The sequence below is a fragment of the Brevibacillus sp. NRRL NRS-603 genome (assembly GCF_003013445.1).
In the GTDB taxonomy this organism is placed as follows: Bacteria; Bacillota; Bacilli; order Brevibacillales; family Brevibacillaceae; genus Brevibacillus; species Brevibacillus formosus.
In genome coordinates, this window is sequence record NZ_PXZN01000049.1 from 1 (window position 1) to 24903 (window position 24903).

General features: G+C 47.2%; 29 protein-coding genes, 1 tRNA gene, 1 rRNA gene and 1 riboswitch. Of the genes, 16 read left to right on the forward strand and 15 right to left on the reverse strand.

Annotation, left to right across the window (positions count from 1 at the left end; translation table 11 throughout):
• The 3 genes from C7R94_RS26460 to C7R94_RS26470 form a co-directional block, all read right to left on the reverse strand.
• Positions 1-420: ribosomal RNA gene (locus C7R94_RS26460) — 16S ribosomal RNA — on the reverse strand; the annotation flags it as partial.
• Between the two features lie 129 nt (positions 421-549).
• Positions 550-625 (reverse strand) — tRNA-Thr (locus C7R94_RS26465).
• Positions 626-797: 172 nt separating this feature from the next.
• The gene (locus tag C7R94_RS26470) at positions 798-1667 is read right to left on the reverse strand and encodes a YitT family protein (RefSeq protein WP_047074081.1); all 870 of its coding nucleotides are present in this window, start codon (positions 1665-1667) and stop codon (positions 798-800) included.
• A 241-nt stretch (positions 1668-1908) separates the two neighbouring features.
• Here C7R94_RS26470 and C7R94_RS26475 point away from each other — a divergent pair, with 241 nt between their 5' ends.
• Positions 1909-2205 (forward strand): transcriptional repressor, encoded by a 297-nt coding sequence (locus tag C7R94_RS26475; protein WP_106785612.1) that lies wholly within the window; start codon positions 1909-1911, stop codon positions 2203-2205.
• Between the two features lie 63 nt (positions 2206-2268).
• Here C7R94_RS26475 and C7R94_RS26480 read toward each other — a convergent pair whose 3' ends face one another.
• Positions 2269-3111 (reverse strand): aldo/keto reductase, encoded by an 843-nt coding sequence (locus C7R94_RS26480; protein WP_106785613.1) that lies wholly within the window; start codon positions 3109-3111, stop codon positions 2269-2271.
• Between the two features lie 176 nt (positions 3112-3287).
• On the opposite strand from C7R94_RS26480, the gene C7R94_RS26485 reads away from it, so the two are divergent.
• Positions 3288-3647 carry a winged helix-turn-helix transcriptional regulator gene (locus tag C7R94_RS26485; RefSeq protein WP_017251146.1) on the forward strand — a complete coding sequence of 120 codons (360 nt, stop codon included), beginning with the start codon at positions 3288-3290 and terminating at the stop codon, positions 3645-3647.
• 60 nt (positions 3648-3707) lie between these two features.
• On the opposite strand, the gene C7R94_RS26490 is transcribed toward C7R94_RS26485, so the two are convergent.
• Positions 3708-4514 (reverse strand): serine hydrolase, encoded by an 807-nt coding sequence (locus tag C7R94_RS26490; RefSeq protein WP_106785614.1) that lies wholly within the window; start codon positions 4512-4514, stop codon positions 3708-3710.
• 165 nt (positions 4515-4679) lie between these two features.
• Between C7R94_RS26490 and C7R94_RS26495 the strand changes: the two genes are divergently transcribed.
• Positions 4680-5792, forward strand: a complete 1113-nt coding sequence (locus tag C7R94_RS26495; protein WP_106785615.1) for a GerAB/ArcD/ProY family transporter — start codon at positions 4680-4682, stop codon at positions 5790-5792.
• A 20-nt stretch (positions 5793-5812) separates the two neighbouring features.
• On the opposite strand, the gene C7R94_RS26500 is transcribed toward C7R94_RS26495, so the two are convergent.
• On the reverse strand, positions 5813-6493 hold the full coding sequence (locus tag C7R94_RS26500; RefSeq protein ID WP_106785616.1) for a copper homeostasis protein CutC: 681 nt from the start codon (positions 6491-6493) through the stop codon (positions 5813-5815).
• A gap of 18 nt (positions 6494-6511) precedes the next feature.
• Positions 6512-7519 carry an asparaginase gene (locus C7R94_RS26505; protein WP_199197966.1) on the reverse strand — a complete coding sequence of 336 codons (1008 nt, stop codon included), beginning with the start codon at positions 7517-7519 and terminating at the stop codon, positions 6512-6514.
• A gap of 172 nt (positions 7520-7691) precedes the next feature.
• Positions 7692-7735, forward strand: a riboswitch (PreQ1 riboswitch).
• Between the two features lie 95 nt (positions 7736-7830).
• On the opposite strand from C7R94_RS26505, the gene queC reads away from it, so the two are divergent.
• The 13 genes from queC (at position 7831) to C7R94_RS26570 (ending at position 14885) form a co-directional block, all read left to right on the forward strand.
• Positions 7831-8499: a 7-cyano-7-deazaguanine synthase QueC gene (gene queC, locus C7R94_RS26510; protein ID WP_106785634.1), complete on the forward strand. Its 669-nt coding sequence runs from the start codon at positions 7831-7833 to the stop codon at positions 8497-8499.
• On the forward strand, positions 8499-8987 hold the full coding sequence (gene queD / locus C7R94_RS26515) for a 6-carboxytetrahydropterin synthase QueD (RefSeq protein WP_106785617.1): 489 nt from the start codon (positions 8499-8501) through the stop codon (positions 8985-8987). Before queC ends, queD begins: the two co-directional genes overlap by 1 nt.
• Positions 8984-9703, forward strand: coding sequence for a 7-carboxy-7-deazaguanine synthase QueE (queE, locus tag C7R94_RS26520; RefSeq protein WP_106785618.1), 720 nt, complete (start codon positions 8984-8986; stop codon positions 9701-9703). The genes queD and queE overlap by 4 nt, the downstream gene beginning before the upstream one ends.
• Positions 9704-9744: 41 nt before the next feature.
• Positions 9745-10242, forward strand: coding sequence for a preQ(1) synthase (gene queF / locus C7R94_RS26525; RefSeq protein WP_007729714.1), 498 nt, complete (start codon positions 9745-9747; stop codon positions 10240-10242).
• A 138-nt stretch (positions 10243-10380) separates the two neighbouring features.
• Positions 10381-10584, forward strand: coding sequence for a hypothetical protein (locus C7R94_RS26530; RefSeq protein ID WP_106785619.1), 204 nt, complete (start codon positions 10381-10383; stop codon positions 10582-10584).
• Positions 10585-10715: 131 nt separating this feature from the next.
• A complete protein-coding gene (locus tag C7R94_RS26535; protein WP_106785620.1) occupies positions 10716-11081 on the forward strand; it encodes an HsmA family protein in 366 nt (121 codons plus the stop codon).
• A gap of 255 nt (positions 11082-11336) precedes the next feature.
• Positions 11337-12014, forward strand: a complete 678-nt coding sequence (locus tag C7R94_RS26540; protein WP_106785621.1) for a hypothetical protein — start codon at positions 11337-11339, stop codon at positions 12012-12014.
• Between the two features lie 139 nt (positions 12015-12153).
• The gene (locus C7R94_RS26545; protein WP_106785622.1) at positions 12154-12510 is read left to right on the forward strand and encodes a group I truncated hemoglobin; all 357 of its coding nucleotides are present in this window, start codon (positions 12154-12156) and stop codon (positions 12508-12510) included.
• A gap of 179 nt (positions 12511-12689) precedes the next feature.
• Positions 12690-12869 (forward strand): hypothetical protein, encoded by a 180-nt coding sequence (locus C7R94_RS26550; RefSeq protein ID WP_039961628.1) that lies wholly within the window; start codon positions 12690-12692, stop codon positions 12867-12869.
• Positions 12870-12895: 26 nt separating this feature from the next.
• Positions 12896-13366 carry a GNAT family N-acetyltransferase gene (locus C7R94_RS26555; RefSeq protein WP_106785635.1) on the forward strand — a complete coding sequence of 157 codons (471 nt, stop codon included), beginning with the start codon at positions 12896-12898 and terminating at the stop codon, positions 13364-13366.
• A gap of 99 nt (positions 13367-13465) precedes the next feature.
• Positions 13466-13753, forward strand: a complete 288-nt coding sequence (locus C7R94_RS26560) for a hypothetical protein (RefSeq protein ID WP_106785623.1) — start codon at positions 13466-13468, stop codon at positions 13751-13753.
• 104 nt (positions 13754-13857) lie between these two features.
• A complete protein-coding gene (lepB, locus tag C7R94_RS26565) occupies positions 13858-14421 on the forward strand; it encodes a signal peptidase I (RefSeq protein ID WP_047074107.1) in 564 nt (187 codons plus the stop codon).
• Between the two features lie 125 nt (positions 14422-14546).
• On the forward strand, positions 14547-14885 hold the full coding sequence (locus C7R94_RS26570) for a YmaF family protein (protein WP_106785624.1): 339 nt from the start codon (positions 14547-14549) through the stop codon (positions 14883-14885).
• Positions 14886-14927: 42 nt separating this feature from the next.
• Here C7R94_RS26570 and cydC read toward each other — a convergent pair whose 3' ends face one another.
• The 8 genes from cydC to spoIIP all read right to left on the reverse strand — a co-directional run.
• Positions 14928-16685, reverse strand: coding sequence for a thiol reductant ABC exporter subunit CydC (cydC, locus tag C7R94_RS26575; RefSeq protein ID WP_106785625.1), 1758 nt, complete (start codon positions 16683-16685; stop codon positions 14928-14930).
• Entirely contained in the window at positions 16682-18427 is a 1746-nt protein-coding gene (gene cydD, locus C7R94_RS26580; protein WP_106785626.1) for a thiol reductant ABC exporter subunit CydD, read from the reverse strand. Before cydD ends, cydC begins: the two co-directional genes overlap by 4 nt.
• Positions 18427-19440: a cytochrome d ubiquinol oxidase subunit II gene (gene cydB / locus C7R94_RS26585; protein WP_106785627.1), complete on the reverse strand. Its 1014-nt coding sequence runs from the start codon at positions 19438-19440 to the stop codon at positions 18427-18429. Before cydB ends, cydD begins: the two co-directional genes overlap by 1 nt.
• Positions 19430-20845: a cytochrome ubiquinol oxidase subunit I gene (locus C7R94_RS26590; protein ID WP_106785628.1), complete on the reverse strand. Its 1416-nt coding sequence runs from the start codon at positions 20843-20845 to the stop codon at positions 19430-19432. Before C7R94_RS26590 ends, cydB begins: the two co-directional genes overlap by 11 nt.
• A gap of 392 nt (positions 20846-21237) precedes the next feature.
• Positions 21238-21993 carry a hypothetical protein gene (locus C7R94_RS26595; protein WP_106785629.1) on the reverse strand — a complete coding sequence of 252 codons (756 nt, stop codon included), beginning with the start codon at positions 21991-21993 and terminating at the stop codon, positions 21238-21240.
• On the reverse strand, positions 21983-22567 hold the full coding sequence (locus tag C7R94_RS26600; protein ID WP_106785630.1) for a sigma-70 family RNA polymerase sigma factor: 585 nt from the start codon (positions 22565-22567) through the stop codon (positions 21983-21985). The genes C7R94_RS26595 and C7R94_RS26600 overlap by 11 nt, the downstream gene beginning before the upstream one ends.
• Before the next feature lie 204 nt (positions 22568-22771).
• Positions 22772-23638 (reverse strand): pentapeptide repeat-containing protein, encoded by an 867-nt coding sequence (locus C7R94_RS26605; RefSeq protein ID WP_106785631.1) that lies wholly within the window; start codon positions 23636-23638, stop codon positions 22772-22774.
• A 62-nt stretch (positions 23639-23700) separates the two neighbouring features.
• Positions 23701-24903 (reverse strand): stage II sporulation protein P (gene spoIIP, locus C7R94_RS26610; RefSeq protein ID WP_106785632.1); only part of this gene is annotated, 1203 nt, incomplete at its 5' end.

Consider the following 24903-nt stretch of genomic DNA (forward strand, 5'->3'; position numbering starts at 1 on the left):
ATCCGAAGACCTTCATCGTTCACGCGGCGTTGCTCCATCAGACTTTCGTCCATTGTGGAAAATTCCCTACTGCTGCCTCCCGTAGGAGTCTGGGCCGTGTCTCAGTCCCAGTGTGGCCGGTCACCCTCTCAGGTCGGCTACGCATCGTCGCCTTGGTAGGCCGTTACCCCACCAACTAGCTAATGCGCCGCAGGCCCATCTCCCAGTGACAGCCGAAGCCGCCTTTTCTTTTCGAATCATGCGATCCAAAAACCTATCCGGTATTAGCATAAGTTTCCCTATGTTATCCCAGTCTGAGAGGCAGGTTGCCTACGTGTTACTCACCCGTCCGCCGCTAGCCTCCGAAGAGACTCGCTCGACTTGCATGTATTAGGCACGCCGCCAGCGTTCGTCCTGAGCCAGGATCAAACTCTCCAATAAAGTTTGTTACTGGTTCAAAGCTGGCAAATCATGTAATGATAGACTCATTAACGCTTTCGCTGTTCAGTTTTCAAAGAGCATTTCGCGCTATCAAGCGCTCCGTTTCATTCTCAACTACAGATTAAGTAGTGGTGCCGGCGATAGGACTTGAACCCACAACCCCCTGATTACAAGTCAGGTGCTCTACCAATTGAGCTACACCGGCATTTGATTTGTTTTTTGTTGTGTGCGTTTCGTGTATGTCCCGCTCACGAGATATAATATAGCACGTATAAATTTTAAATGCAATAGAAAATCTAAAATAATTTCATTCAAAATAAAAATCGAACAAAAAAAGAGCAGTGGAATCACTCCCCACCGCTCCTTTCTTCTATATATTATCCCGCTCGAAAGCCCTCTCCTAACACTTCCTGAGCAGGACACAAAATAATGAACGCATCGGGATCCACCGAACGTACCATGATTTTCAGCTTGCTTACTTCACTTTGGCTGACGACTGCCATGAGTACCTTACGTGCGTCTCCGGTATATCCACCAGCACCATCCAGCAAAGTAACACCACGGTCCAAATCATACAAGATGGTTTCTCTCAACGTATCTGTTTCATTCGAAATGATGTAAGCCACTTTGGATGTATTCCAGCCCATCTGAACAATATCAATCGTCTTGCTGGTCACAAACAACGCGATAAGTGCATACAATGCTTTTTCCGGGTCGAATACAATCCCGGCAAACAAGATCACTAGCCCATCAAACACAGCTACACATGCGCCCAAGCTAATTCCTGAGTATTTGTGGAGGATTTGCGATGCAATTGAAAAGCCACCCGTCGATCCTCTCCCCCGAAACACGATACCAATCCCAAGCCCTACCCCGATTCCTCCATAAATACTTGCTAGCAGAAGATTCGTGGTTAACGGCTGCAGGTGACTGGTCAGCATGACGCACAAAGGGAGGACAATCGAACCAACCGCCGCCTTCATACTGTATTGCCGATCGAGAAGTTTGAATCCTAATAGAAACAAAGGAATATTCATTGCCCATTGCACCACTGCTGGAGAAAAACCAAACAAGTTATGCAAAATCGTCGATAGCCCAGAAACGCCTCCAGAAGCAATTTGGTTTGGATTTAAAAACAGATTGAAACTAGTTGCCAATACTAGCGATCCTAAAACCAGCATGCCGTATTCGAGTACTTTTCGTTGCGGACTGTTCATCTGGATTGCGGTTCGTCTTTTTCGTGCCACATGGTTCCACTCCTGACATTATCACGTAAGCAAAATCCGCACATACACTACCATGTTTTGGTGGAAAAGAAAACCCCTATTTCCTCATCTCTCTTATGTAAGATTTACGCATCCTCCAGAAACATGCACCCTTAGGCCATGAGCCAGATAAGATACGAAAAGAAAAAGTTGACTGCACACAAAATAAAAAGGATAATTATCATATAGTAATTATTCTAATTCAAGAACGGAGTGACCTGTAATGGATCATCATATTGTCAGTGTCACACAACAAGTCAAGCATCTAGGAAAAAGATTAACCATCCAAAGAAGAGCCGTACTCCTTTTTATGCTTACCACTCGGAGATACTATACAGCCAAAGACGTTTATCATGCTTTGAAAAACGAGATGCCCAACATCACACTCTCAACCGTTTACACCAGCCTGCGCTTTTTCGTGAAAATGGGCATTCTCAAAGAGCATGTTCACCACGACTCCCCCAATCAATTTGAATGTGTAGTAACGATGGACGATATTCAGTTGCCAGAAGTCATTTGATTCCTTTTCCTTAACGCAAAAAACTCCTGAAATCATCAGGAGTTTTTTGTATGCCCTAAGCTATTAAAAATCAAAGTTATCCGGGTCTGGACCAACTCGGTGATTTTGGTTCAACGCATGAATCATTTCCATATCTTCTTTCGACAGTTCGAAATCAAATACAGATGCATTCTCGACGATTCGATGCTCTTTGGTCGACTTTGGAATGGTCACGACGCCATTTTGCAAATCCCAGCGTATAATGACTTGGGCAATGGACTTCCCGTATTTTTCTGCAATTCCTTTTAGTACGGGATTGTCCAATAGCTGGCCTTGCATAAGCGGAGACCATGCTTCAAATTGAATCCCTTGCTCCTTGCAGTAGGCACGCAGTTCATCTTGGGACAGGCGCGGATGGAATTCCACTTGGTTGACCATCGGCTTAATCTCAGCGTCTTTAAGCAGTTCCTCTAAATGATGAACGTGGAAATTGCTTACCCCGATTGCTTTTACCAGCCCTTTTTTGTACAGCGTCTCCAATGCTCTCCATGCTTCTTTGAACTTTCCTTCTACCGGCCAGTGAATGAGGTACAAGTCCAAGTATTCCAGCCCGAGTTTTTTCAGGCTCGTCTCATATGCTTCCAACGTGGACTCATACCCCAAATCCGCATTCCATACTTTCGAGGTAACAAAAAGATCTTCTCGAGTGATGCCCGCTTCCTGCAAACCTGCACGAATTCCACGGCCAACACCTTCTTCATTATTATAAATAGCAGCTGTGTCGATACTGCGGTAGCCATGCTTGATTGCTGTTTTTACAGCTTCCTCGAGCTCCTGACCTTCTTCTACTTTAAAAACACCCAGGCCCACCCAAGGCATTTTTACTCCGTTGTACAGCGTAGTCGTATCTTGCAAATGTTTTGGCATAACTTGTCTCCTCCATTCTTGTACTCTATGATAGTATGACTGTTTTTCCAGTCACCTAATGTGCTTCATGTCGTTTGACAAGTGTTATTATGAGATAGACTAACGAAAAGTAAAAGTACGCACTTTTTTGTGTGATAGGCACTAATAAGTACCTATCATCCAGGAGGGATTCAACAGTGAAGAAGAAGTATAACATCTCAGTGGAAGCCACACTTGAGGTCATCGGCGGTAAATGGAAATGCGTTATTTTGTGTCACCTGACTCACGGAAAAAAACGTACAAGTGAGTTGAAACGACTGATGCCGGGCATTACGCAAAAGATGCTGACGCAGCAGCTAAGAGAGCTTGAAGATGATGGCATTATCAACCGGATTATTTACAATCAAGTTCCGCCAAAAGTGGAGTATGAGCTCAGCGAGTACGGCTGGACCTTGAAAAGTATTCTCGATTCGCTCTGCTTATGGGGCGAAAAGCATATCATTAAGGAATACGGCGACAAGTATGCTGTATTGGAAGAAAGTATCTTAAATCAGTAGTATAACGGCAATAGGTGAAGTGGCTTGGGTTTGCCATCACCATGTAAAAAAGCTGCCGATCTAATCGACAGCCATAATGGCGTAGTCATACACAGCTCTTCCCAGTAATCCCAGTGTGTTCAGAGCGGATTGAGCGGTTACATTTTTGGATAAGGCCGTAATGGAAAAACAGCGATTGTTCGTATACAGCAAGCCTACATCATGCTGTCTGCCGGTATCCCAGCCCGATTTACACGGCAGTTCCCACCCAGGATAATTGGATTCTTCCTCATTAGGCAATTGGGACGGCAGACCATTACGGACTTGCTGCTTTTTCATAATGGCGATCATCTCTTGGCAGGCACGCTGGGACAGATAACTGCCCTTTGCCAAATGACCTAGCATGCTCGCAACATCCCCAGCGGTAATCTTATTGTTTTCTGTGATGTCGAGTGGATAAATCATCAGCTTGCGTGAATAACAGCTTTGGCGCATTCCCAAATCGATCATGGTCTGGTCGATTTGCGCTTTTCCTACCAAATCAATCAGCATATTTGTCGCTGTGTTGTCGCTCTGAATAATCATGAGGTTCACCAAGTCGCGAATCGTAAGCTTCAAGCCTGGAGATAGCGCGTACAAAATCCCTGATCCCCCCACCAGATCCTCTTGACGTAAAACAAGCTGATCATCCAATCGAAAATGCCCCTGCTCACTTGCCGCAAAAACGGCTGCCATGATCGGCACTTTGATGACACTCTCCGCAATAAACAGCTCGTCCGGTACATGTTCAAAACGGGTTCCTTTCGCTGAGCCTTGTTCCTCCACAACAACTCCCCAAGTCCCCTCTGCTTGCCCGATAATGGCCGACAACCTATTTTCCAACTCCACAGCTTTTCTTCCCTTCTCCGTTGCTCGTAGTTTCTTGACGCTTTCCTTTTATCATACTATTCCGAAAACGTTCCAGACAAGAGACGGCACCTGCTTACAGTTCGTTTATCCATCCTAAACTTGGAAATAATACGTAAGATAAACCTACGGACAAGGTGAGGCATCATGCAGAGCTCCGATAAGATTGGCGTTCGCCAATTTGTCATCCTCGTAACATTCATCACCATTGGAGATTCCATCCTAATCTTACCTTCCGTACCTGCAACCGAAGCGGGTCACGATGGATGGCTATCAGGATTGATCGGCATGGTACTGGGGCTTCCCATCGTATACTTGTTTTGTGTAGTCGGTCGCATCTATCCCGAACAAACGCTGATTGAAAAGAACAATCTCATATTTGGACGTTGGCTCGGCACGTTCTTCTCTCTCTTCTTTTTGGGGGCTGTGTTAATCAACGGCGTTGTCTATATACGGACGATCGGAGAATTCATGACCACGCACATTATGAAACAAACTCCCATTCATGCTGTCATGTTTTTACTCGTTGCCTGCGCAATTTTTGCCGTCCGATTAGGCCTTGAAGCTTTTGCACGGACGAGCGAAATCTTTTTCCTCTGGTTTGTCCTTACATTCGTTTCGTTTTTTCTTTTGTTAAGCCCTCAGTTCCAATTCGAGAACCTTTTCCCCTTCTTGGAAAATGGCATTAAGCCCGTTATAAGAGGAGTATTTTCCGTGACCGCTTTTCCTTTCTCGGAGCTGGTTATTTTCCTCATGATTACTCCACTCCTAGGTGCAAAACAAAAGCTCATGTCCGCTTTTTTGCGAGGAGCGATATACGGTGGAGTTTGTCTACTTGCCGTGATCTTCTTATCGCTTTTGGTGCTTGGCCCGGAATTAGTTTCTCGTGAGACCTTTCCGAGCTACTCCCTTGCCAAGCGAATTCACGTAGGAGAGTTCTTTCAAAGACAGGAAGCGATGATGGCTCTCATGTGGTTTGTCTCCATCTATTTCAAAGTGGTGCTGTATATGTATGGTTTCTGCGTGGGTATAAAGCAGCTTCTCCATTTAAAGGAGCATCAGGCACTCACCTTGCCCATTTGCATCTTGTTTGTCGCCATCGCGATTATCGTCGTTCCAAACGGAGCTTTTTTATACGAATCGTATACGTACTGGCCATTCTTTGATTTAACACAAGGGTTCTTGTATCCGCTGATTCTCGTCGTCGTTTACTGGATACGGAAGCAAATGAACAACAAGCCGGCATCCCTCCAGAGGTAAGGTGTCGGCTTGTTTTATGCTTACAGTAGTTGTTTGATGGCAGCGACTCGCTCTACATCAACGTATCGGAGGGCCTGTCCTTCTTCTCGTACTGCCGATCCAAAATGAACCTCTTTGACACCCGTACGTTTCACGAGGTCTCCTACGTTAGCCAGCGACAATCCGCTTCCTGCCAAAATCGTGAGATGTATGTTCTCTGTCAGCTTGACGAGCTGCTCGATGCAATCAGCTCCCTCAATGGCCGTTTTTTTGCCGCCAGAAGTAAGAATGGTACGCACTTGTGGATATTCCAGGAGAATACGCGCTGCTTCCATTTGATCCACAGCATCATCAAAAGCACGATGGAACGTCACATTCAATGCACCTGACTCGCCAAGCAACAACTCCAATCCATGCTGATCGAGCCTGTTTTCTGGAGTCAGCATGCCAAATACGACACCTGCTGCGCCAAGTTCACGGATGATACGTACATCCTGCCGCATGACCGCAAGTTCCTCTGCTGTGTAATAAAATGATTGGCTATGCGGTCGCACCATGACGTTTACCGGGATAGAAACCGCCTTGACCACTGCCTCAATCAATCCCCAGCTCGGAGTAATGCCTCCCTCCAAAATTCCCGAGATAAGCTCCAGCCTGTCAGCTCCGCCCTGCTCCGCACGTTTTGCATCCTCAACTGAAGTCGCAATCACTTCCACTAGCATGATTCTTCGCCTCCGTTTCTAGCATTTATTCAAAACAAAAACTGGTCGTTTCTCCCCGACTACCAACTGATTGTCGTTTTTAATGGCTTTTGGCGCCAGCGCATGCAGTCGGTCGATGGTTTCCTGATTATCATACAGAATCTGCTCCAAGATCGACGCGATAATAAGCGGCCATACTAATTCAGAGCCATTTAGTACCTTTAGCGAGAAGCTGAGTCTTTCTTTTTTCAAAGCAAAGCCGTATACGCCCATCGCTCCGCCTTTAGCGATTATATTTTCATCCATTAATAGCGCTGTACAGATGAAGTTGTGACTGGCAATGATTTCGGGACTGCTCGTCATCCAGCCTGTCACTCTCTCTACTGCCTCACGCGTCCCGTGATCCTCGATTAGATCCGGACAAGCGAGCTTTAGATAGGCGATCGCCAGGTTCTTGAGCGGCAACGCAAAAACCGGGAAGCCACACCCGTCGACGCTTAGCTGAATCTGCTCTTTTGGATAGTCAGCCAGGTCGGAAAACACCGTCAAAGCCTCCTGCTGCGCTGGATGCTCTGCCTTGTAGTAATCATGAGTGGAATATCCTTGATCTTTCGACAGCGCCAAGTACCCCAAATGCTTTCCCGCACAGTTGTGAAAGAGCCTACGTTTTCCTATGCCTTGGGACAAGCAAGCAAACTTCGGCTCCTCGTTGAGCGGATATGTCGGGCAAGTCAGCAATTCGTCTTCCTGAATGCCGGTCTTTCGTAAAATCGACTCCAAGCCTTCTATATGATAGACTTCACCACGATGGGAGGCCGCAAAGAGTGCTGCTTCGCTGCTATTCAGTCCGAATTTTTCATCAATTTTACGTTTGGCGATCGGAATGGCTTGAAAAGGCTTAGCTGCTGAGCGCAATAAGGTGATATGATTCACATCGCCTGCCCGATAAGCCACTTCTCCTTTTTCATTCACGCCGCACACGATGCCGTTATGTACATTCTCCAGAATGCCACCGCGATATTCTTCCACTAATGGGACGTCTCTCATCAAAATCACCCGCTCCACTCCATGTTGATCGATTATGAAAAAAACACTAGCAGTAGCACCCTCCATCCGTCAATCTTTTTCCAATCGATAATCCCCCACTTCGGCGCTGATTGTTGTATAATGTCTCAAGGCGCCCACTTGGGTTGCACAAATAAGAAATCCGTGCATCTGCACGGGAGAGGTTCGCGAACTCCCTCTATAAAAAACTAAGCCGGATAACAGTACCTTTCTTTGGTATTGTTATTGTTTTTTTGCAGGAAAGTTCAAGAACTCTCTTTCTTCGATACTTCAAAAGGAGATGGAGAGCAATGATGAAAAAGGAAAAAGCCGTTGTCGTCTTTAGCGGAGGTCAGGACAGCACTACCTGCCTGTTTTGGGCGAAAGAGCAATTCGGCGAAGTAGAAACCCTCACGTTTGACTACGGACAGCGACACAAGCTGGAGATCGAGTGCGCCCAGCAAATTGCCGCAGAGCTCGGCGTCAAAAACTCCGTATTGGACATGAGCCTGTTAAACCAGCTCGCTCCCAATGCACTCACCCGCACAGATATTGACATTACCCAGGAAGAAGGCCAATTGCCATCCACGTTCGTCGACGGACGCAACTTGTTGTTCCTTTCCTTTGCGGGCGTCTTCGCCAAGCAACGAGGAGCACGTCACTTGATTACCGGTGTATGCGAAACGGATTTTAGCGGTTATCCCGACTGCCGTGACGCCTTTATCAAATCACTCAATGTGACATTGAATTTGTCGATGGACTATCCGTTTGTGATTCACACGCCGCTGATGTGGCTGAACAAAGCTCAAACGTGGAAGCTGGCGGACGATCTGGGTGCCTTCACCTATATTCGCGAAAATACCCTCACCTGCTATAACGGCATCAAAGGAGACGGCTGCGGCGAATGCCCTGCCTGCCACCTGCGAAAAGCCGGACTGGACACGTATCTTTCCGAGAAAAATCAACCTGGAGAACAAGCCTGATGAGCGCGAACTTTGATTTTCGTATCGTCGATCGCATGCAGGCACTGGGTACCCATATTCAAAAATCACAGCTTCGCTACCATAACAAACGCGTTTTGGTAAGCAAGGAATTTACTTTTGATGCTGCACATCATCTGCACGCCTATGAAGGAAAGTGCAAAAACCTTCACGGCCACACGTACACGGTCGTCTTTGGCATCAGTGGCTTTCCGGACGAGATCGGACTCGTCATCGATTTCGGTGACATCAAGCAAATCTGGAAGGAGCACATCGAAATTTATTTGGATCACCGCTATCTGAATGAAATGCTCCCTCCGATGAATACCACTGCCGAAAACATGGTCGTGTGGATTTTCGAAGAGATGGAAAAGCAATTGCAGTCAGATACCTACCGTGACCGCTACAACGGCGCTCGTGTGGAATTCGTTCGCCTGTTCGAGACACCGACCAGCTATGCAGAGGCAAGACGGGAGTGGATGATGGAATGATCCCGGTCTTGGAAATATTCGGCCCTACGATTCAGGGCGAAGGAATGGTTATCGGACAAAAAACGATGTTTGTGCGAACAGCTGGTTGTGACTATCGTTGCAACTGGTGCGACTCCGCTTTCACGTGGGATGGATCTGCCACTGATGAAATCCGGCAAATGTCGCCCGAGGCGGTCTGGGAGGAGCTCACTCGCTTAGGCGGGAACCGTTTTTCTCATGTCACGATCTCCGGGGGAAATCCTGCGCTTTTGGCTGACATCGGTGACTTAATCGCCCTTTTAAAGGAGCATGGCATTCGCACAGCAGTCGAAACACAAGGCAGCAAGTGGCAATCATGGCTTCCACAGATTGACGACATTACGATTTCACCGAAGCCGCCTAGTTCCGGGATGGAAACAGATTTTCAAGCGCTTGATCGAATTGTGCATGAGCTGTTGGAACAAAAACATCCAGGAGTTAGCCTGAAAGTCGTTGTTTTCGACGACGCCGATTTTGCCTATGCACGCGCCATCCATCAGCGTTTTCCAGAGGTTCCTTTCTACTTGCAGCCGGGAAACAGTGACCTGACTGATGCTGATACGCCTCGGCTTCGGGATAAGCTTTTGGAGAGCTTTGAATGGCTGATTGATCAGGCGATGTCAGCACCGGACATGAATGACGCGAAGGTTCTTCCTCAACTGCATGCACTCGTCTGGGGCAATAAACGAGGCGTTTAAACGATATTTTACTTTCATCAAGAAAAGAGGACTGTACCCATATGGCACATCAACAAGAACGAGATTTATCCTCCCTCACTCTTTTGGGGAATCAAGGAACAACGTACAACTACTCCTATGACCCGAGCGTATTGGAGTCTTTTGACAACAAGCATCCTTACCGCGATTATTTCGTAAAATTCAACTGCCCGGAATTCACCAGCCTGTGCCCGATTACCGGCCAGCCGGATTTTGCGACGATCTATATCAGCTACATTCCTGACATCAAAATGGTAGAGAGCAAATCGCTCAAGCTATACTTGTTCAGCTTCCGCAATCACGGCGATTTCCACGAGGATTGCGTCAACGTTATCATGAACGACTTGATCAAGCTGATGGACCCGCGCTACATCGAGGTATGGGGCAAGTTCACTCCGCGCGGCGGCATCTCGATCGATCCGTATTGCAACTACGGAAAACCGGGGACGAAGTACGAGGAGATGGCGAGCCATCGGATGATGAATCATGATATGTATCCGGAAAAAGTGGACAATCGGTAGAGTTTGATAGTTGTGAACACAGAAAAACCCTTATTGTAAATAAGGGTTTTTTCCTTTTCCAATTGGAAAACAAGGTCGTGATCCTTGGTGTGATTCTACTCCTTCTGCTACGTTTTAGTGCGGAAGGAGGTGATTACCATGTCCAAGCATCTGTATTTCTATGCAAGTTTCGAAGATGCAGCGCGACTCAATCGGGAGTTGATTCAGCTCGGCTACAGGAATTACTATCTGGAGCCACATGAACATCTGGTTGCTTTTGTTTTTGAACCAGTGACCGACGTGAGTCATGCGATCTTGAGACACTTGTTTCATGCAGATGGTCCATCGCACCTAGACAACTAGCTTTGCAGTACTGGTGCTCCTCATTTGAGGGGCATCGGTACCTCCATCTACACGGTCGTTCATCTTATGTTCATGTTCAACGATTACACTTACAAGCGTAGTCAAAAGAAATGAACAGGAGATGATCTTACGTGTTAGCAGCAGCCGTGATTTTTATAAATCTTGCTCTCATTGCCTATACGATTGGGGTATGGAGCGAAAAACGTTCAGGAGAGCTAAAGAGGAAACACCTTATCTTTTTTGGTCTTGGCTTGGCATTTGATACGATCGGAACTACGTTTATGAAATTACTTGCTGACAACTCCAGTTTAAATTTGCATGGCATTACTGGGCTGATCGCTCTGATCTTGATGTTTCTCCATACAGTGTGGGCCTGTGTCGTCCTATGGAAAAAGAATGGACATCAAATCAAGCAGTTCCATAAATTTAGCTTGATCGTATGGATTTTATGGCTTGTACCTTATTCCATTGGCGTCGCTTTAAGCTTTATGAAATAGGAATACTCTCAATTACGCTCCACGCGCGTACAATCTAACCTTACCTCAACCCTCTCAACCGATGAGAGGGTCTTTTTCTTTTTTCGCGGTTGTTCAACCTATCGTCAACTTTGCCTAGCATTCGACAATATCTCCTAAAGTAATCAGAGCAATAATCGCATAAAATGTAATAAATTAGTATTTTTAGAAATATACAACTTTCGTCTGACTCGATGATCGTTTCCAAACAACTTTTATCATGAAAGGTTGATGCTCATGTTTAAAAAAGCACTTATTATCCTGTCATTAAGTTCAGTCGTCGTAGTACCCTCTCTAGCCACACAAGTCCAAGCGGCAGCGCTCCCTACACAGGAAAAGGCAACCACCTACGCTTCCAATAAAAAAATCAGAAATGCCATGTATGGTGAAGAAATCTGGGTGTCGCTTACCTCACCTATTCCAGCCGGATGGGTTATCGTTAGAACTTTAGGAACGCAGAACCTGATCAAGAATATGAACGGTGCTTCTTATGGCACGGAGGTAGAGGTGCTGCTAGCTTCGCCTATCCCAACCGGATGGGTCATGGTTCGAGCCTTTAGAGGATCGAATGTAATCAAGAATATGAACGGTGCTTCTTATGGCACGGAGGTAGAGGTGATGCTCGCCTCGCCTATTCCTGAAGGATGGGTCATGGTTCGAGCCTTTGGAGGATCGAATGTAATCAGAAATGTTGATGGTGCTTCGTACGGCACGGAGGTAGAAGTGATGCTCGCTTCGCCTATCCCAAAAGGATGGATCATGGTTAGAACCTATGGAGGATCGAATGTGATCAGAAATGTCAATGGTGCTCCTAACGGAACACAGATTGAGGTAATACAAGCCTCGCCTGTTCCTGAAGGATGGATCATTATCAGTTCAGGTGGAAATTCGAAAGTGATCAGGAAAGTTGGCTAAAACAAAGCGCACATGACATGCATCTAGTCCGCAGGCTGACGTCGAAATGCAATCGGCATCAGCTTGCGGGCTTTTCTTTAATAAGTTTCCATCAATGGTGGAAACTATAAGGGAAGCAAACGTCCTAAGGAGGCCAATGATGAGCACGTTTTACGAGAAATATGGTGGCGAAGATACGGTCGCAAAAGTAGTGGACTACTTTTATGATTTAGTTTTAGCTGATGACACCGTGAACCACTTTTTCAAAGACACCGATATGGAAAAACAGCGTAAACACCAAACAAAGTTCATCAGCTATGCCCTTGGCGGTCCGAATCAATATTCTGGCCAGTCTATGGCAAAGGCCCACGAAGGGATGAATCTGCAACCCATTCATTTTGATGCTATCGTTAGGCATCTGCGTGATGCCTTGACTCACTTTGGTGTCAGCGAAGAAGATATTGCCGATGCTCTCGGCAAAGTAGGATCACTACGGGATGATATTTTGTATAAATAACCGAGCATCAAAGCGCCTGTTGCAATGGTTCAGGGACCCCCTTCCGTTCCCGGACCAGTTTCTCTCAGTGGCCCTCGTTTTCGAGTGGCCATTTTTAGTTTGTTCATACACATTTTGTAAAACTCTTAGCAACTCTATATAATAGGAGCAATATTTCAACAATGGAGGCAGATTCGCAAATGGAAGATCAATATTTTGTTGGTTGGGGTACATTGGCCCTCATCAACGCTGGACTAGCTCAAGGAAAAAATCGTAGCGGTCTTAACTGGTTTTTTCTCTCTTTATTCCTCGGCCCTATCGCAACGTTAATCATTGTAGTCTGGGAAAAACTTCCTGAGCAGAAAGACTTGTCTCAGTGAGGCATATTGATAAGGAGGCAATCATGTTGCAAATTCGAAATGTGCAAGAGCAAGACTACCTCAAAGTTATTACGGTCCTCAACGATTGGTGGGGTGGGCGACAAATGTCTGATCTATTACCCAAGCTGTTTTTTATCCATTTCCAGTCAACGAGCTTTATTGTTGAAGAGAATGGAGAAGTCATCGCTTTCCTCATCGGCTTTTTGTCCCAGACGTTGCCCGGCGAAGCTTACATTCACTTCGTTGGTGTGCATCCCGACAAGCGAAAGGATGGATGGGGGCGCGAATTATACCACCATTTCTTTCAAACCGTAAAACAAAAAGGATGCGATACGATTCGATGCATTACTTCTCCTGTTAATAAGGGCTCAATCTCCTTCCACACGAAGCTAGGTTTTGCCGTTGAAAAAGGGGATAAAATGGTGGATGGAATCCATGTGACTTCTAATTATGATGGAAAAGGAAACGACCGGGTTATTTTTATAAAACAGATTTAAACTTACAGCCGCCTACTATTGGCTGATATTTGAGATTTTGAAACGTTTCGTCCCTTTACACGTAATTACATTTAAAATATCCCAAAAGTAGGTAGTTACATGCTCAGAGCACTTGGTTTTGGCGCTGCTTTGCAGATTCTCTGTTTGATCATAGCGATAACGACTGGGAACATCGATCAAGCGGGCAATTATGCTGAGTACCTTGCATTTGGTCTCCTTACACTAGCTGGACTAATGGTTTATAACGCCCTTAGCTCCCCTTCAGCCTATTACAAAGAACATGAAGTGCAAGATTATAAAAGCAGATGGAAATGGACCTTTTATTTCCTGCTCGCCTCTGCACCTAGCGGCATTTTTGCTGTCATCTTTTTCAGCTTTTTTGCTTAATTCCTTGTGTTACACAAGCTTCTCTTTTTCATTTGATGTAACCCAAAAGCACCATTTCACGTACTAACCAGTAGCCACACCAAAGTAATCTTTCACAGGGAAGGATGCGGTCTGATTTGAAAAGCGTAAAAAAAATATGGGGCTGGACCAAAACATTGGGCATCTCCCTTTCACTCGCGATGCTGGTTAACATATTTGTCCTTCAACCTTTTAAAGTGAATGGACAATCGATGGAGCCCACTTTGCAAAACGACGAACGCATCTATGTGTCGAAATTGTCCCACACATTCTCTTATCTCCCTGAGTACAACGATATCGTCGTGATCGACAGCCGTGTGAACCGGGATCGTACGTTAAAAGATGACATCCTTGAAAATCCTTTACTCATGCTCGCCATGGGGAAAAGCGAAGCCAAAACATTTTGGGTAAAACGAGTCATTGGTAAACCTGGCGATACTTTGGAGTTTAAGAACGAGAGCCTGTATCGGAATGGACAGCCGTTAAATGAGCCATACATAAAAGAAAAAATGGTCGACTTACCTGATGCCAAAATCGTCATACCAGAAAACCATGTGTTTGTGATGGGAGATAATCGTAACAATAGCGATGATAGTAGAGTCATTGGCGTGATCCCACTCGATCATATCATGGGAAAAAAACTGTTCTAATCAGACGAGAGCCTTTTTCAATGAGGAAGGCTCTCGTTCTTTTTCAACGCATAGACGAATGTCCGTTTCGAAACGCCTGACAAACGCATTTACTAGTGATAAATGCATACAAAGGGGCGTTTATTGTGAGCTCTCGGCACTCTCATTCATTACGCTTTATTCGATTTGCCGATCGGCCCGGGCATTTCCATGGGTATGACACACTGACAAGCATTTCGGATCGTCATCGTCACCGAATCCGTGGCAGAACGTCGCCACCAGAAGGAATGAGAGATCGGCACGTCCATTACTACGAAGGTACCACCACGTTTGATGATGGACATGTGCATCACTACAGGGGATGGACGAGTCCGCCTATTCCGTTGCCAGACGGAAGTCATTACCACGAGTTTTCAGGGCAAACCACTTATGATGACGGGCACACCCATTACTACCGGGGTGTGACCAGCGAAGCCCTATCTTAAACGAAAAGGCTGTCCCTCTCCGGAACAGCCTTGCTTCCGCTTCTAATTTTCCAACACGGACGCCAGCGGACAATCCAATGTATACAGGTTGCGATACCTTGGGTTGTCCTCATACAACTTCTCATGTGTCCCTCGCATCGAGATGACTCCCTGCTCCATAAAAATGACCTCGTCCATTTGCTCTACCCCGCTCAAGTGGTGAGTCACCCAAATCAATGTTTTCCCTTGCAAAACACAGAAGATCGTTGCCATCAAATCGCGTTCGGTCAGCGGATCTAATCCCACTGTGGGTTCATCAAGGAGAACAATCGGCTTGTTTTGCAGCAAAATACGGGCAAGGGCTATGCGTTGCCTTTCTCCGCCAGAGAAGCGCAGACCGGTTTCCTGCATCCGTGTTTGATAACCGTCCGGCAGGGATTCAATCAGCTGATCCAAACCAACTTGAGCTGTCACAGAACGCACTTCTTCATCGCACGCATTAGGTCGACCGAGCCTGATGTTATTGGCTACAGTTGTGTCAAACAAATACGGCTGCTGATTCAATACGGAAAACAAGCAAGCAGAAGCCTCCTCTGACTGGACAGGCTGTCCATTTACGGTCACCTGACCTGCTTCCGGCTGTATAGCCCCTCGAATCAAGTTCAGTATCGTCGATTTGCCAGCTCCGCTGCGACCGAGCAACGCGATTTTGCCCCCTTGAGGCACCTCAAAAGACACGTCCTTCACACTCCAACTGCTGGCTTGCGGGTAACGAAAATGAACATGATCGAGCTTCAAACTGCCCCCAGCTTGATCAGCCACCTTTTCCTTCTGCGCCTCCACAATGGCTGGACGACCGCCCTCGATCTCCCGAAGCCGCTCCAGAGACTCCTTGTATTCTGGCATCCGCACAACCGCGTCAGAAATACGGGCAAACGCATCCATCAACGGAAATGCGACCAGCCCAATCGCAGCAATCAACGTAACAGGAATCTGATTCACAGCCGCAAGTCCTCCCGCCCAAATGACCAGTAAGACAATGGCACCACCGATTGCACACTGCGACATCCACTGGATTCGCCATTCTCCGCGTCGAATGGCGTTTTCGATTTGGCCTGCTGTCTTTTGCCGTCTCGTAAACAACTGGAGAAACTGCTGCGTACGGCCACTGAGAATCCAGTCACTCATGCCAAAAACAGCATCGGTCAACTCCCGATATGCTGCCTGTCTCTCCTGCTTGAACCGACGACTCTTGGCGATGGATGACCACAAGACTACTGTCGGTGCAACAAACAGCAGAAAACCACAGTACAACGCCATCAAGAGCGCGAACATCCCGTCCATTCTTCCCAGTGCCACAATACCTGCCCCGTAGAGGAGAACCGCCGAGACGGCTGGCAACACAAAGCGCAGATAAACATTCTGTAGTTGCTCGATGTCATCCGCTAGTACACCAAGCAAATCGCCCGTACGAAAACGTGTACGGAGAAGCTGGGATTGCGGCTCGATGGCCTGATACAAGCGCACACGCATCCGCGACAACACACGCAAAGCTGCATCATGTCCAACCAAACGCTCCAGGTACTGAATAACTGCTTTGCTAAAGCCAAAAGCCCGGACAAGTACGATGGGAACATAGACCATCAAGACGTTTTCAGGCTTGAGTGAGGAGCGGGAGATCAGATACCCGGACGTATACAGCAAAGCGCCCGCACATGCCACTGCCAAGGTTCCCAGCAAAGCCGCTGCGGCAAACTGCCAGAAAAACTGGCGAAAGTATGGAAGAAACCACCCCTGATTGCCTCCTCGCGCTTCCTTCATCCTTTCTCCCCCTTGGCACCAGCTGTCAACAGCCGATAAAATACACTTTTTTGTGCAACGAGCTGTTCATAGGTACCCGCTTCTACCAGTCGTCCCTTGTCGATTACCCAAATCCAATCCATGTCTCGCATCCAATGCAAACGATGTGTAGCCAAAAATACGCGCCTGTCACCCAACACCGACAGCATGGTCTGTTTGAGCTCCCATTCCGTTTCAATATCTAAGTGAGCGGTCGGCTCGTCGAGTAAAACCACTGGTCGGTTGCCAAGCAGTGCACGTCCCAATGCAACCCGCTGTGCCTGTCCGCCGCTTAACGTGCGCCCCCCTTCGCCAATGATTTCGTCACAGCCATTCGGCAAGCTATCCACCAGCTCTCCCAAACCGACTTCACGAATCACCTGCTCCACCTGTTCCTGCGTCGCTTCCGGTTCATAGAAGCGAATGTTATTCGCCAATGATTGATTGAATAAATACGGATGCTGTGGAATGTAAGCGATTTGCCGCTGCCACTCCCGCTTCGCATCCCCCGTAATCGGCTGCCCATCTACGTGTATCACGCCAGCTTCGGGATCAGAAAAGCCGCCTAGCACGCCGAGAAGGGTTGATTTCCCAGCCCCGCTCGCTCCTACAATGCCCACTCTTCTCCTATTGCTGCCCAATTCCGCAGATATCTCACCCAGTACCTGTCTGCCATCCTCACCGACGACCCGAATATCGGACAAGGTAATCGTTCCATCCCATATACCTGCCAGAGACGTTTGACTATCCTTTGCTTGTGGTTCCGGCTTCTGTTCAACTGTTGCGGCACTTTCGATAATGGTACGAATAGTCCCAAGCGCTTCCTTCCCATCCAATGAGGCGTGATAATCCGAACCAAGCATTCGTACTGGCAAAAAGTATTCCGGTGCAAGAATCAGGATGACCAATGCCGTTTCAAAGCCAACGTTTCCTCCAATCAGCCGTAACCCAAGACCAACCGCCACAAACGCAACCGACAGCATGCTGAAGAAGTCGAGTGCCAAAGAAGACAAGAAGGCCACGCGCAACGTTCGCATCGTAGCGGATCGATATTGATCGCTCACTCTTCCGACAGTCTCCCCATGGTCTTTGCTGCGTCCCAAAAACCGGAGCGTCGCAAGCCCGCGAAGTGAATCGGTGAAATGATGGGAAAGCATTCGATACGAACGCCATTGCTTGTCTGCCTGTTTACGCGCCGCCAGACCAAGTACGATAAAAAATCCAATGAGAACAGGCATCGTCACCATCAGGATCAGTCCAGAAATCACATCTTGCATGTAGACAAATGCCAGAAGCGGAAACGTAACAAAAATCATATCCAGCGTACGCGGAACAGACAACTCCAGATAGGTACGTACACGATCTACCCCTTCCAGGACAAGCGTAACAAGCTTTCCGCTTCCTTCACTGGCTGCAAAACGTGGACCACGCTCGAACAATCGGGATAGAACTCGCCCTTGCAAAGACTCACTGGAAGCTTCAGCAAAACGGCCAGCGATTTTCTTCTGTAGCCAAACAATGGTATGCCGAGCGGCTATCATGACCAAAAACAGCGCAAGCGACTGATACGCCATCTGAACCACTTGGCCTTCAAACAAAATCGCGATTGACTTCGCCAAAAACACTGCCTGACCGATAATCGCCGCACTTTGCAGGAGGGAAAGACCGGCTAGCAGCAGCATAACCGGTCGGATTCCTTGTAAGCGGAACAATTCCTTGTCCATTAGTACTCCAAATGATCCTTTTCAGTGACTCGTTTGTGGAAAACGAAGTAGCTCCAAGCCTGATAGGCTAACACAAACGGTAAAAGCACTGCTGCAACAATGGTCATTGCTTTTAATGTGTATGGACTCGAAGCCGCATTATAAAGGGTCAAATCAAACGCGCTATCAATCGTGCTGACCATCACCCGTGGGAACAAACCGATAAACATCGAGATGAACGTCAACAGGATCATCGCGCCTGTCATCCCGAAAGCCCAGCCTTCCCTGCCTTGTCTCAAGTAGTGACGAGCAAGTACAAAAGCGATAACACCCAAGAGTACGGCTGCTGTCAACAAAACACCCTGGCGCTCAAACAGATCGGTTTCCATGAATGTCCACCCTACAAGCACGGCCATGAGAACCGCTTGCATCGGCAACAGCTTTGCTGCGAGAACACGTGATTTTTCACGCAGCTCGCCCACAGTGCGCAGCGAGATGAAGTTCAGACCGTGCAGCAAGCATAATCCCGTGACTGTCACACCTGCCCACAACGAGTATCCATTCACAATGTCAGAGAATCCCGCAGTCATCTCCATATTCTGATCAATCGGCACACCCTTCACCAAGCTGGCAAACACCATTCCGAACAGCATCGGCGGTACAAAGCTTCCAATCAGAATCGCTGCGTCCCACGTCTTTTTCCAAGCCTCGCCTTTCCCTTTGCCTCTAAATTCAAATGCCACCCCGCGTCCGATCAACGCAAGCAGAATCAGCGTAAGCACGAGATAATATCCGCTAAACATCGTGGAGTACCACTCCGGAAACGCTGCGAACATCGCACCAGCAGCTGTAATCAGCCAAACTTCATTGGCATCCCAGAACGGGCCGATCGTATTGATCAAAACCCGGGTTTGCAAATCATTTCGTGATAGCAGGCGCGTCGCCATGCCGACACCAAAGTCGAAGCCTTCGAGAAAGAAAAATCCGGTAAACAGAACGGCAATGAGCAGGAACCACAGTTCATTAAGCTCCATAACGTTCACTCCTTACACAATCAAATGGATCCTGAAGCTGTAAATCCTCTACTTTCTCATGACTATCCGATTCCGGTCCTTTTTTGGCCACACGAGCAAACAGATAAGCCAAGAGGCAAAGCAGGATGAGATAAATCGTCGTGAAGGCGATGAGAGAGAACCATACCGCTCCTGTGCTAATGCTTGGCGAAACCGAATCTTCAACACGCAACAGCCCGAATACCGTCCACGGCTGTCGTCCTACCTCCGTCATGATCCACCCTGCTGAGTTTGCGATGAATGGCAATGAGATACCAGCAACCATCAACTGCATGAACCGCTTGTTTGGCTGTTCCAGCTTTTTGCGTATAGCGAGATATGCCCCGTACAGAGCCAGCAAAATCATGGCACTACCGCCTGCTACCATGATGCGGAAACTCCAGAAAGTCGTCCGAACCGGTGGAATGTAGTTTCCTGGGCCGTAGGTTTTCTCATACTCTGCCTGTAATTCCAACATGCCCGGTACAGAACCCGAAAGTGAATTGTACGTCAGGACGCTAAGCAAATATGGAATTTTTATTTCAAAGCCGTTTTCTTGTTTTTCTGGATCAATCGTTGCAAAAACCGTCCAAGGAGCTGGGTCCGCGCTTGTTTCCCACAGCCCTTCACTTGCTGCCATTTTCATCGGTTGGGTAGCAACCAAATACTGTGCCTGACCATGACCGAACTGAGCAATAGCAAGCGAGGAAACCAATGCTACCACGATCGCAATATTGAAAGATTGCACAAAGAATGGAACATCTTGTTTTTTCAACAGCTTCCAAGCACTAATACCCGCTACCAAGAAGGCACCTGTCGCAATTGCCGCAAATACGGTATGCGGGAATTCATATAGTAATTGTCCATTGGTAAGAAGAGCAAAGAAATCGACCATCTCTGCACGTCCGTTATTAATAGCGAAGCCGACTGGCTGCTGCATGAACGAGTTGGCTGCCAGAATCCAAAGTGCCGAAAGAATCGTTCCGATGGATACGAGCCAAATACATGCGAGATGCACACCTTTGGACAAACGATCCCAACCAAACACCCATAGTCCAATAAAAGTCGATTCGAGGAAGAATGCTAAGAGGGCCTCAATCGCGAGTGGTGTTCCAAATACGTCGCCGACGAATCGTGAGAAATCAGACCAGTTCATCCCAAATTGGAACTCCTGCATAATCCCTGTCACGATCCCTACAGCAAAATTGATGAGCAAAAAGGTTCCCCAAAATTTGGCCATTTTTTTGTACAAGTCATTCTTTTTTACCACATACATCGTTTCCATAATGGCTACTAATAATGACAGCCCAATGGAAATCGGCACAAAAACAAAATGAAAGATTGTTGTTATCGCAAATTGAAGTCGTCCCAAATCCACTATGTCCATGTACAAGATCCCTTTCTATTCGCGTTTTGGCCTTTATGTACCAGAATAAATACCAGTGGGGAAACCTGCATTTCTTACGACTTTGTGAAAAATGTCACAAATATATGTGAAAAAATTCACAAATAATTCTCTCTCCTGTAACCCCCTTTTCGCATTCATCTTCATGAGAGAGTTTCTGGTTTACCCTGTATATTTCCGGTCATGTGTAATTGTAGCAGGACTTTTGGCCCTAGAGGGTGTCCGATTCGTTACATGATTTCTAACACTCTGTGACACCTTCCCTAGTCAACAAAGCTCCAAGAGAATTTGTGCACAAAATACCCAGACGATCACCGACCTCGAAACGCAATCGAAGTCGGTCGTGTCTGGGTACCTGGTGAAGTGAGTACTGCTTATTTTTTTGCGGCTTTCGTTGACAAGGATTCGATGATTTTGCCAATGGTCGCAGCATCAAAGCTCTTCTCTGCCATTTGGTACAGCTCGAACGTGAATCCTTCATGCTCCCAAATCACGATCCCGTTGGCGAAATACACCTTTTTCCCGCCAATGGTTTCGATCTTGACACCCTCTGTCGTGCTAATGCCGTTTTCGCCACCGGTTGAAATCGCCAAGGAGATAAACTCTTTCCCTTTTTTATACTGAATCTCTACACCACTCTCGCCATAAACGACCGTATTGTTATAGGAATAATGCTCTGACAACCATGTCGGTGCGGGAAAGTCCATTTTGCTGGCTGCGCGTGCTTCTTCCAATGTCATCTGTGGGGGTTCCTTGGGTTCTACAGGTATCTCGATTACTTGGGAATTGGACTGAGTAGCAGGCTGTTCTTTATCGTATTGGGTAATTTCCATGTTCCCGACCTGAAAGCGTGCCAAGATCGTCTGGAACATTTCTTGGGCAAACGATGTAGTCGAGAATGCACCTAAAAGGCAAACAACGGCAACTGCACTAACTGTGGCAGCTTTCCATTTATTCGTTTTCATATAGATCCCGTCCTTTTTACTTTCATGTAGTTGTATGTTTCCTGATTCCAATTTGAATTTCAACCGATTGTATATGTTGGCTTTTGGAGTGGCGTCATCTAGTTCCAGATCAGTAAGCAAGTTGGTGAGTTCACGAAAATCGTCTAGATCATGCTTACTCTTCATAGCGGAAGCCTCCTTTTTGCAATTCCATCTGCAGCTTTTTCAAGCATCTGTAGAGCACGACCCCAATATTTGAACCACTGACACCAAGAAGTTCTGCAATTTCTGCGTTTTTAAGACCTGCCGCATATTTCATGGCGATGATATTGCGCTCCTTGTCACTCAGCTTGGCCAGTGCTTGAAATAAGGCTTGATGATTATCGTCGCGGATCACGATGTCCTCCGGTGACGACTTCGGCAAGACCAGATTCAGAATCGAATCCAATGAAAAGCTGCTCCTTTTCTTCTGTAAGCGGAAGTAATCTGTCACTGCGTTTCTGGCGATCGCAAACAACCAGACCTCAAAGTTTGATTTATCCGGCGTGAAGCTGCTGTATTTTGCTATCACCATTTCAAACACATGACTGCATATTTCTTCCGCTGTGTAGTGATTATTGATACGATAGCAAATATATTTGTAGACGCGCTTATAGTACGCACCGTAAATTTGGGCAAAAGTTTCGGTGGACATGCTTTCTGCTTGGCTTTTATGTTCTTCTTTTTGGCAGATGCCAGTGTTCACTTGGGCAATCTCCAACTACTTCCCCTCCCTTCTGGATGGAATAAACAAATTGCGCAATTTGTTTGGTTGTGAGCCTCACGATAGTTAATACGGCAAAAGTAGAAATGTATTAACAACGTTTTTCAAAGATCGGAGGAATAAATGGCATCTGGTCTTGGAGGGAAACATATGACTGAAAAAAGCAGGATGTCAACGAATGACACCCTGCTTTTGGTTCATTTATTTAGCCCAGTGCGATGGACGCGTGAACGAAGGTGGCAGTTTGGTGCTTGCATCGCCCTTCGCCGCGTTGAGCTGAACCTGCGTGAGAAACAACGTCTCCGTCAAGTTCGCTCCGCTCACATCTGTATCGCGAAAATCTGCACCAATGAGGTCAGCTCCCCGCAAATCTGCTCCTCTCAGATCAGCAGCAATCATATAAGCGCCGCGTAATTGGGCTCCTCGTAAATCAGCGCCTTTGAGCTTGGCACCGATGAGATCAGCGCCTCGGCCATAGGATTTTCCTGGCTTGCCCCCTTTGTACCTGGCAACCGCGTCCTTGCGTACCCATTCACTTGTCCGCAACAATAGTTCATTAACTTTTGCTCGATGAAGAGCGATGTCCAGCTTCAGGATTTCCTCAGGACTCTGATCCGTCAGGCGCTGTGTCTCCTCCAAAGCTTCCTCCAATGCAGGATGAAGAGGCTCCGCAGCTTGCTTGGTCAACGCCTCCGTTATATACCAAAGCAGCTCATGAAGCTGCCACATGATCGGAAATACTTCGTACATTTGCTTCGCCGATCCGGGTTCTTTACGCCAATCTTGGCCGCCATAGGTGACTTGTGACACCTTTTGACCAGCTCCAAAACAATCGTAGACAGTACAACCGCGAAAGCCAATGTCCCTCAGCTTTGTGTGAACACCACACCGGAAGTCTGCCTGTAAGCTACTACAGGGCTTGCCTGCGTCTTTATTGATGGCAAAGTCAGAGGAAGCAGCAAAAGGTAATGCAACACAGCACAAGCCAAAGCAGCTTTCACAGTCACCTTGAAGATGACTGCGACTGTGATCGTTAGTCGATTGTATGTGTTCTTGATGTGTAGCCATAAATGATCCTCCTGGAAAAAAACACGATTCTCTCGCATGTGGCGAAAAGAATCGTGCTACTTTTAATTAAATGCGATTTGAGATTCGATCAGGTAATTCCCAAAGACTTCGGCAAAGGCTTCTGCTGTATTATAGCCTTCTTCCAAGGTGTTGTTCGTACCACCGAATTCCAAAAGCAGGGCTCCCTCGGAAATGGACTGATTGTACACCCCGTTCCCTTGATTGGAACCTTTCAGGATAATCCCCCGCGACAAACCGGGATAAGAGGCTTCCAGACGGGCGTTCAGCTCTTCCGCAAGCTTTTTGTTCGTCAGATGGTTCGGGTTCGCTGTTCCGATTACAAACAGCATCCGGGAATAGGTTTTGCCATTGATCGTGATCGCTACCTTGCTGCGTGGCTCATCACTGTCCCGATGAATATCGAAAATGTACTGCAAGTGCGGACTGGTTGCAGCCGCTGCCGCTACCGCCTTGTACGACTCGGTATAAGACATCGAGTAGCTTTTATTTTGTTCCCTCAATCTCTGAGCGAAATCGTCCTGACTCGCCATTGCCGAAATACCTCTTGCTTGCAACAGCTCGCCCAGCCGTTTCCCAACAAGCGTGATGTTAATTTCAGGATCATCTACCGAGCTCCCTTGCTGGTTCCGTGCAACATTTCTCCAAGACTCACGGTTGTGGGTGTGATAGATGTACACTTTCTCGTTTCCAATCATCCCACTGTTGTACTCGTACGTTGCTCCTGTAGGTGGCAGAGTACCAGCTGGTTGAATCTTCTCTACGATCCACCCCGCGATGTAGGCGGTCGAATTGTCTGCCAGCCTGATGAGGTACCAATCTCCTACTGTTTGCACAACCGGGAATACTTGTCCGGGTTGAACTGTTCCGATTACAGCATGAGCGGTAGTGGGACCGTTGCGGATGTTGGAATCAGGATTTTTGACGCGAATTTGCAGTTCTTGTACAGAGGGAGGCGTTGTTGTTGGCAAAGTTGCTGGTGCCCCCGGTGTTGAACTCGGCAGCGTCGGAGCTGTCCCAGTCTGTTCCATTGGTTTGAAGATATAGCCGTAGGTCCCGTTAAAGTTAATGGTGTACCAACCATTCGCATATCCGTAATGGTTGATCGTCATCCCGCCATGGATTTGACCAATGACAGTACCAAGAATATCTGGCTGCGCATAAACTTCATAGCCTTCCGTTAATACGATTGTCCCTTGCCCGAATCCACTACCTGTATTGGATGGGAGTACAGGAGGGGGTGGGGC

Coding starts and splice junctions, on each gene's coding strand:
- C7R94_RS26475 (WP_106785612.1), top strand. CDS start 1,909: ATGGATCATCATATTGTCAGTGTCACACAACAAGTCAAGCATCTAGGA.
- C7R94_RS26480 (WP_106785613.1), bottom strand. CDS start 3,111: ATGCCAAAACATTTGCAAGATACGACTACGCTGTACAACGGAGTAAAA.
- C7R94_RS26495 (WP_106785615.1), top strand. CDS start 4,680: ATGCAGAGCTCCGATAAGATTGGCGTTCGCCAATTTGTCATCCTCGTA.
- C7R94_RS26500 (WP_106785616.1), bottom strand. CDS start 6,493: ATGCTAGTGGAAGTGATTGCGACTTCAGTTGAGGATGCAAAACGTGCG.
- C7R94_RS26505 (WP_199197966.1), bottom strand. CDS start 7,519: ATGAGAGACGTCCCATTAGTGGAAGAATATCGCGGTGGCATTCTGGAG.
- queC (WP_106785634.1), top strand. CDS start 7,831: ATGAAAAAGGAAAAAGCCGTTGTCGTCTTTAGCGGAGGTCAGGACAGC.
- queD (WP_106785617.1), top strand. CDS start 8,499: ATGAGCGCGAACTTTGATTTTCGTATCGTCGATCGCATGCAGGCACTG.
- queE (WP_106785618.1), top strand. CDS start 8,984: ATGATCCCGGTCTTGGAAATATTCGGCCCTACGATTCAGGGCGAAGGA.
- queF (WP_007729714.1), top strand. CDS start 9,745: ATGGCACATCAACAAGAACGAGATTTATCCTCCCTCACTCTTTTGGGG.
- C7R94_RS26530 (WP_106785619.1), top strand. CDS start 10,381: ATGTCCAAGCATCTGTATTTCTATGCAAGTTTCGAAGATGCAGCGCGA.
- C7R94_RS26540 (WP_106785621.1), top strand. CDS start 11,337: ATGTTTAAAAAAGCACTTATTATCCTGTCATTAAGTTCAGTCGTCGTA.
- C7R94_RS26545 (WP_106785622.1), top strand. CDS start 12,154: ATGAGCACGTTTTACGAGAAATATGGTGGCGAAGATACGGTCGCAAAA.
- C7R94_RS26550 (WP_039961628.1), top strand. CDS start 12,690: ATGGAAGATCAATATTTTGTTGGTTGGGGTACATTGGCCCTCATCAAC.
- C7R94_RS26560 (WP_106785623.1), top strand. CDS start 13,466: ATGCTCAGAGCACTTGGTTTTGGCGCTGCTTTGCAGATTCTCTGTTTG.
- lepB (WP_047074107.1), top strand. CDS start 13,858: ATGCGGTCTGATTTGAAAAGCGTAAAAAAAATATGGGGCTGGACCAAA.
- cydC (WP_106785625.1), bottom strand. CDS start 16,685: ATGAAGGAAGCGCGAGGAGGCAATCAGGGGTGGTTTCTTCCATACTTT.
- cydD (WP_106785626.1), bottom strand. CDS start 18,427: ATGGACAAGGAATTGTTCCGCTTACAAGGAATCCGACCGGTTATGCTG.
- cydB (WP_106785627.1), bottom strand. CDS start 19,440: ATGGAGCTTAATGAACTGTGGTTCCTGCTCATTGCCGTTCTGTTTACC.
- C7R94_RS26590 (WP_106785628.1), bottom strand. CDS start 20,845: ATGGACATAGTGGATTTGGGACGACTTCAATTTGCGATAACAACAATC.
- C7R94_RS26595 (WP_106785629.1), bottom strand. CDS start 21,993: ATGAAGAGTAAGCATGATCTAGACGATTTTCGTGAACTCACCAACTTG.
- C7R94_RS26605 (WP_106785631.1), bottom strand. CDS start 23,638: ATGGCTACACATCAAGAACACATACAATCGACTAACGATCACAGTCGC.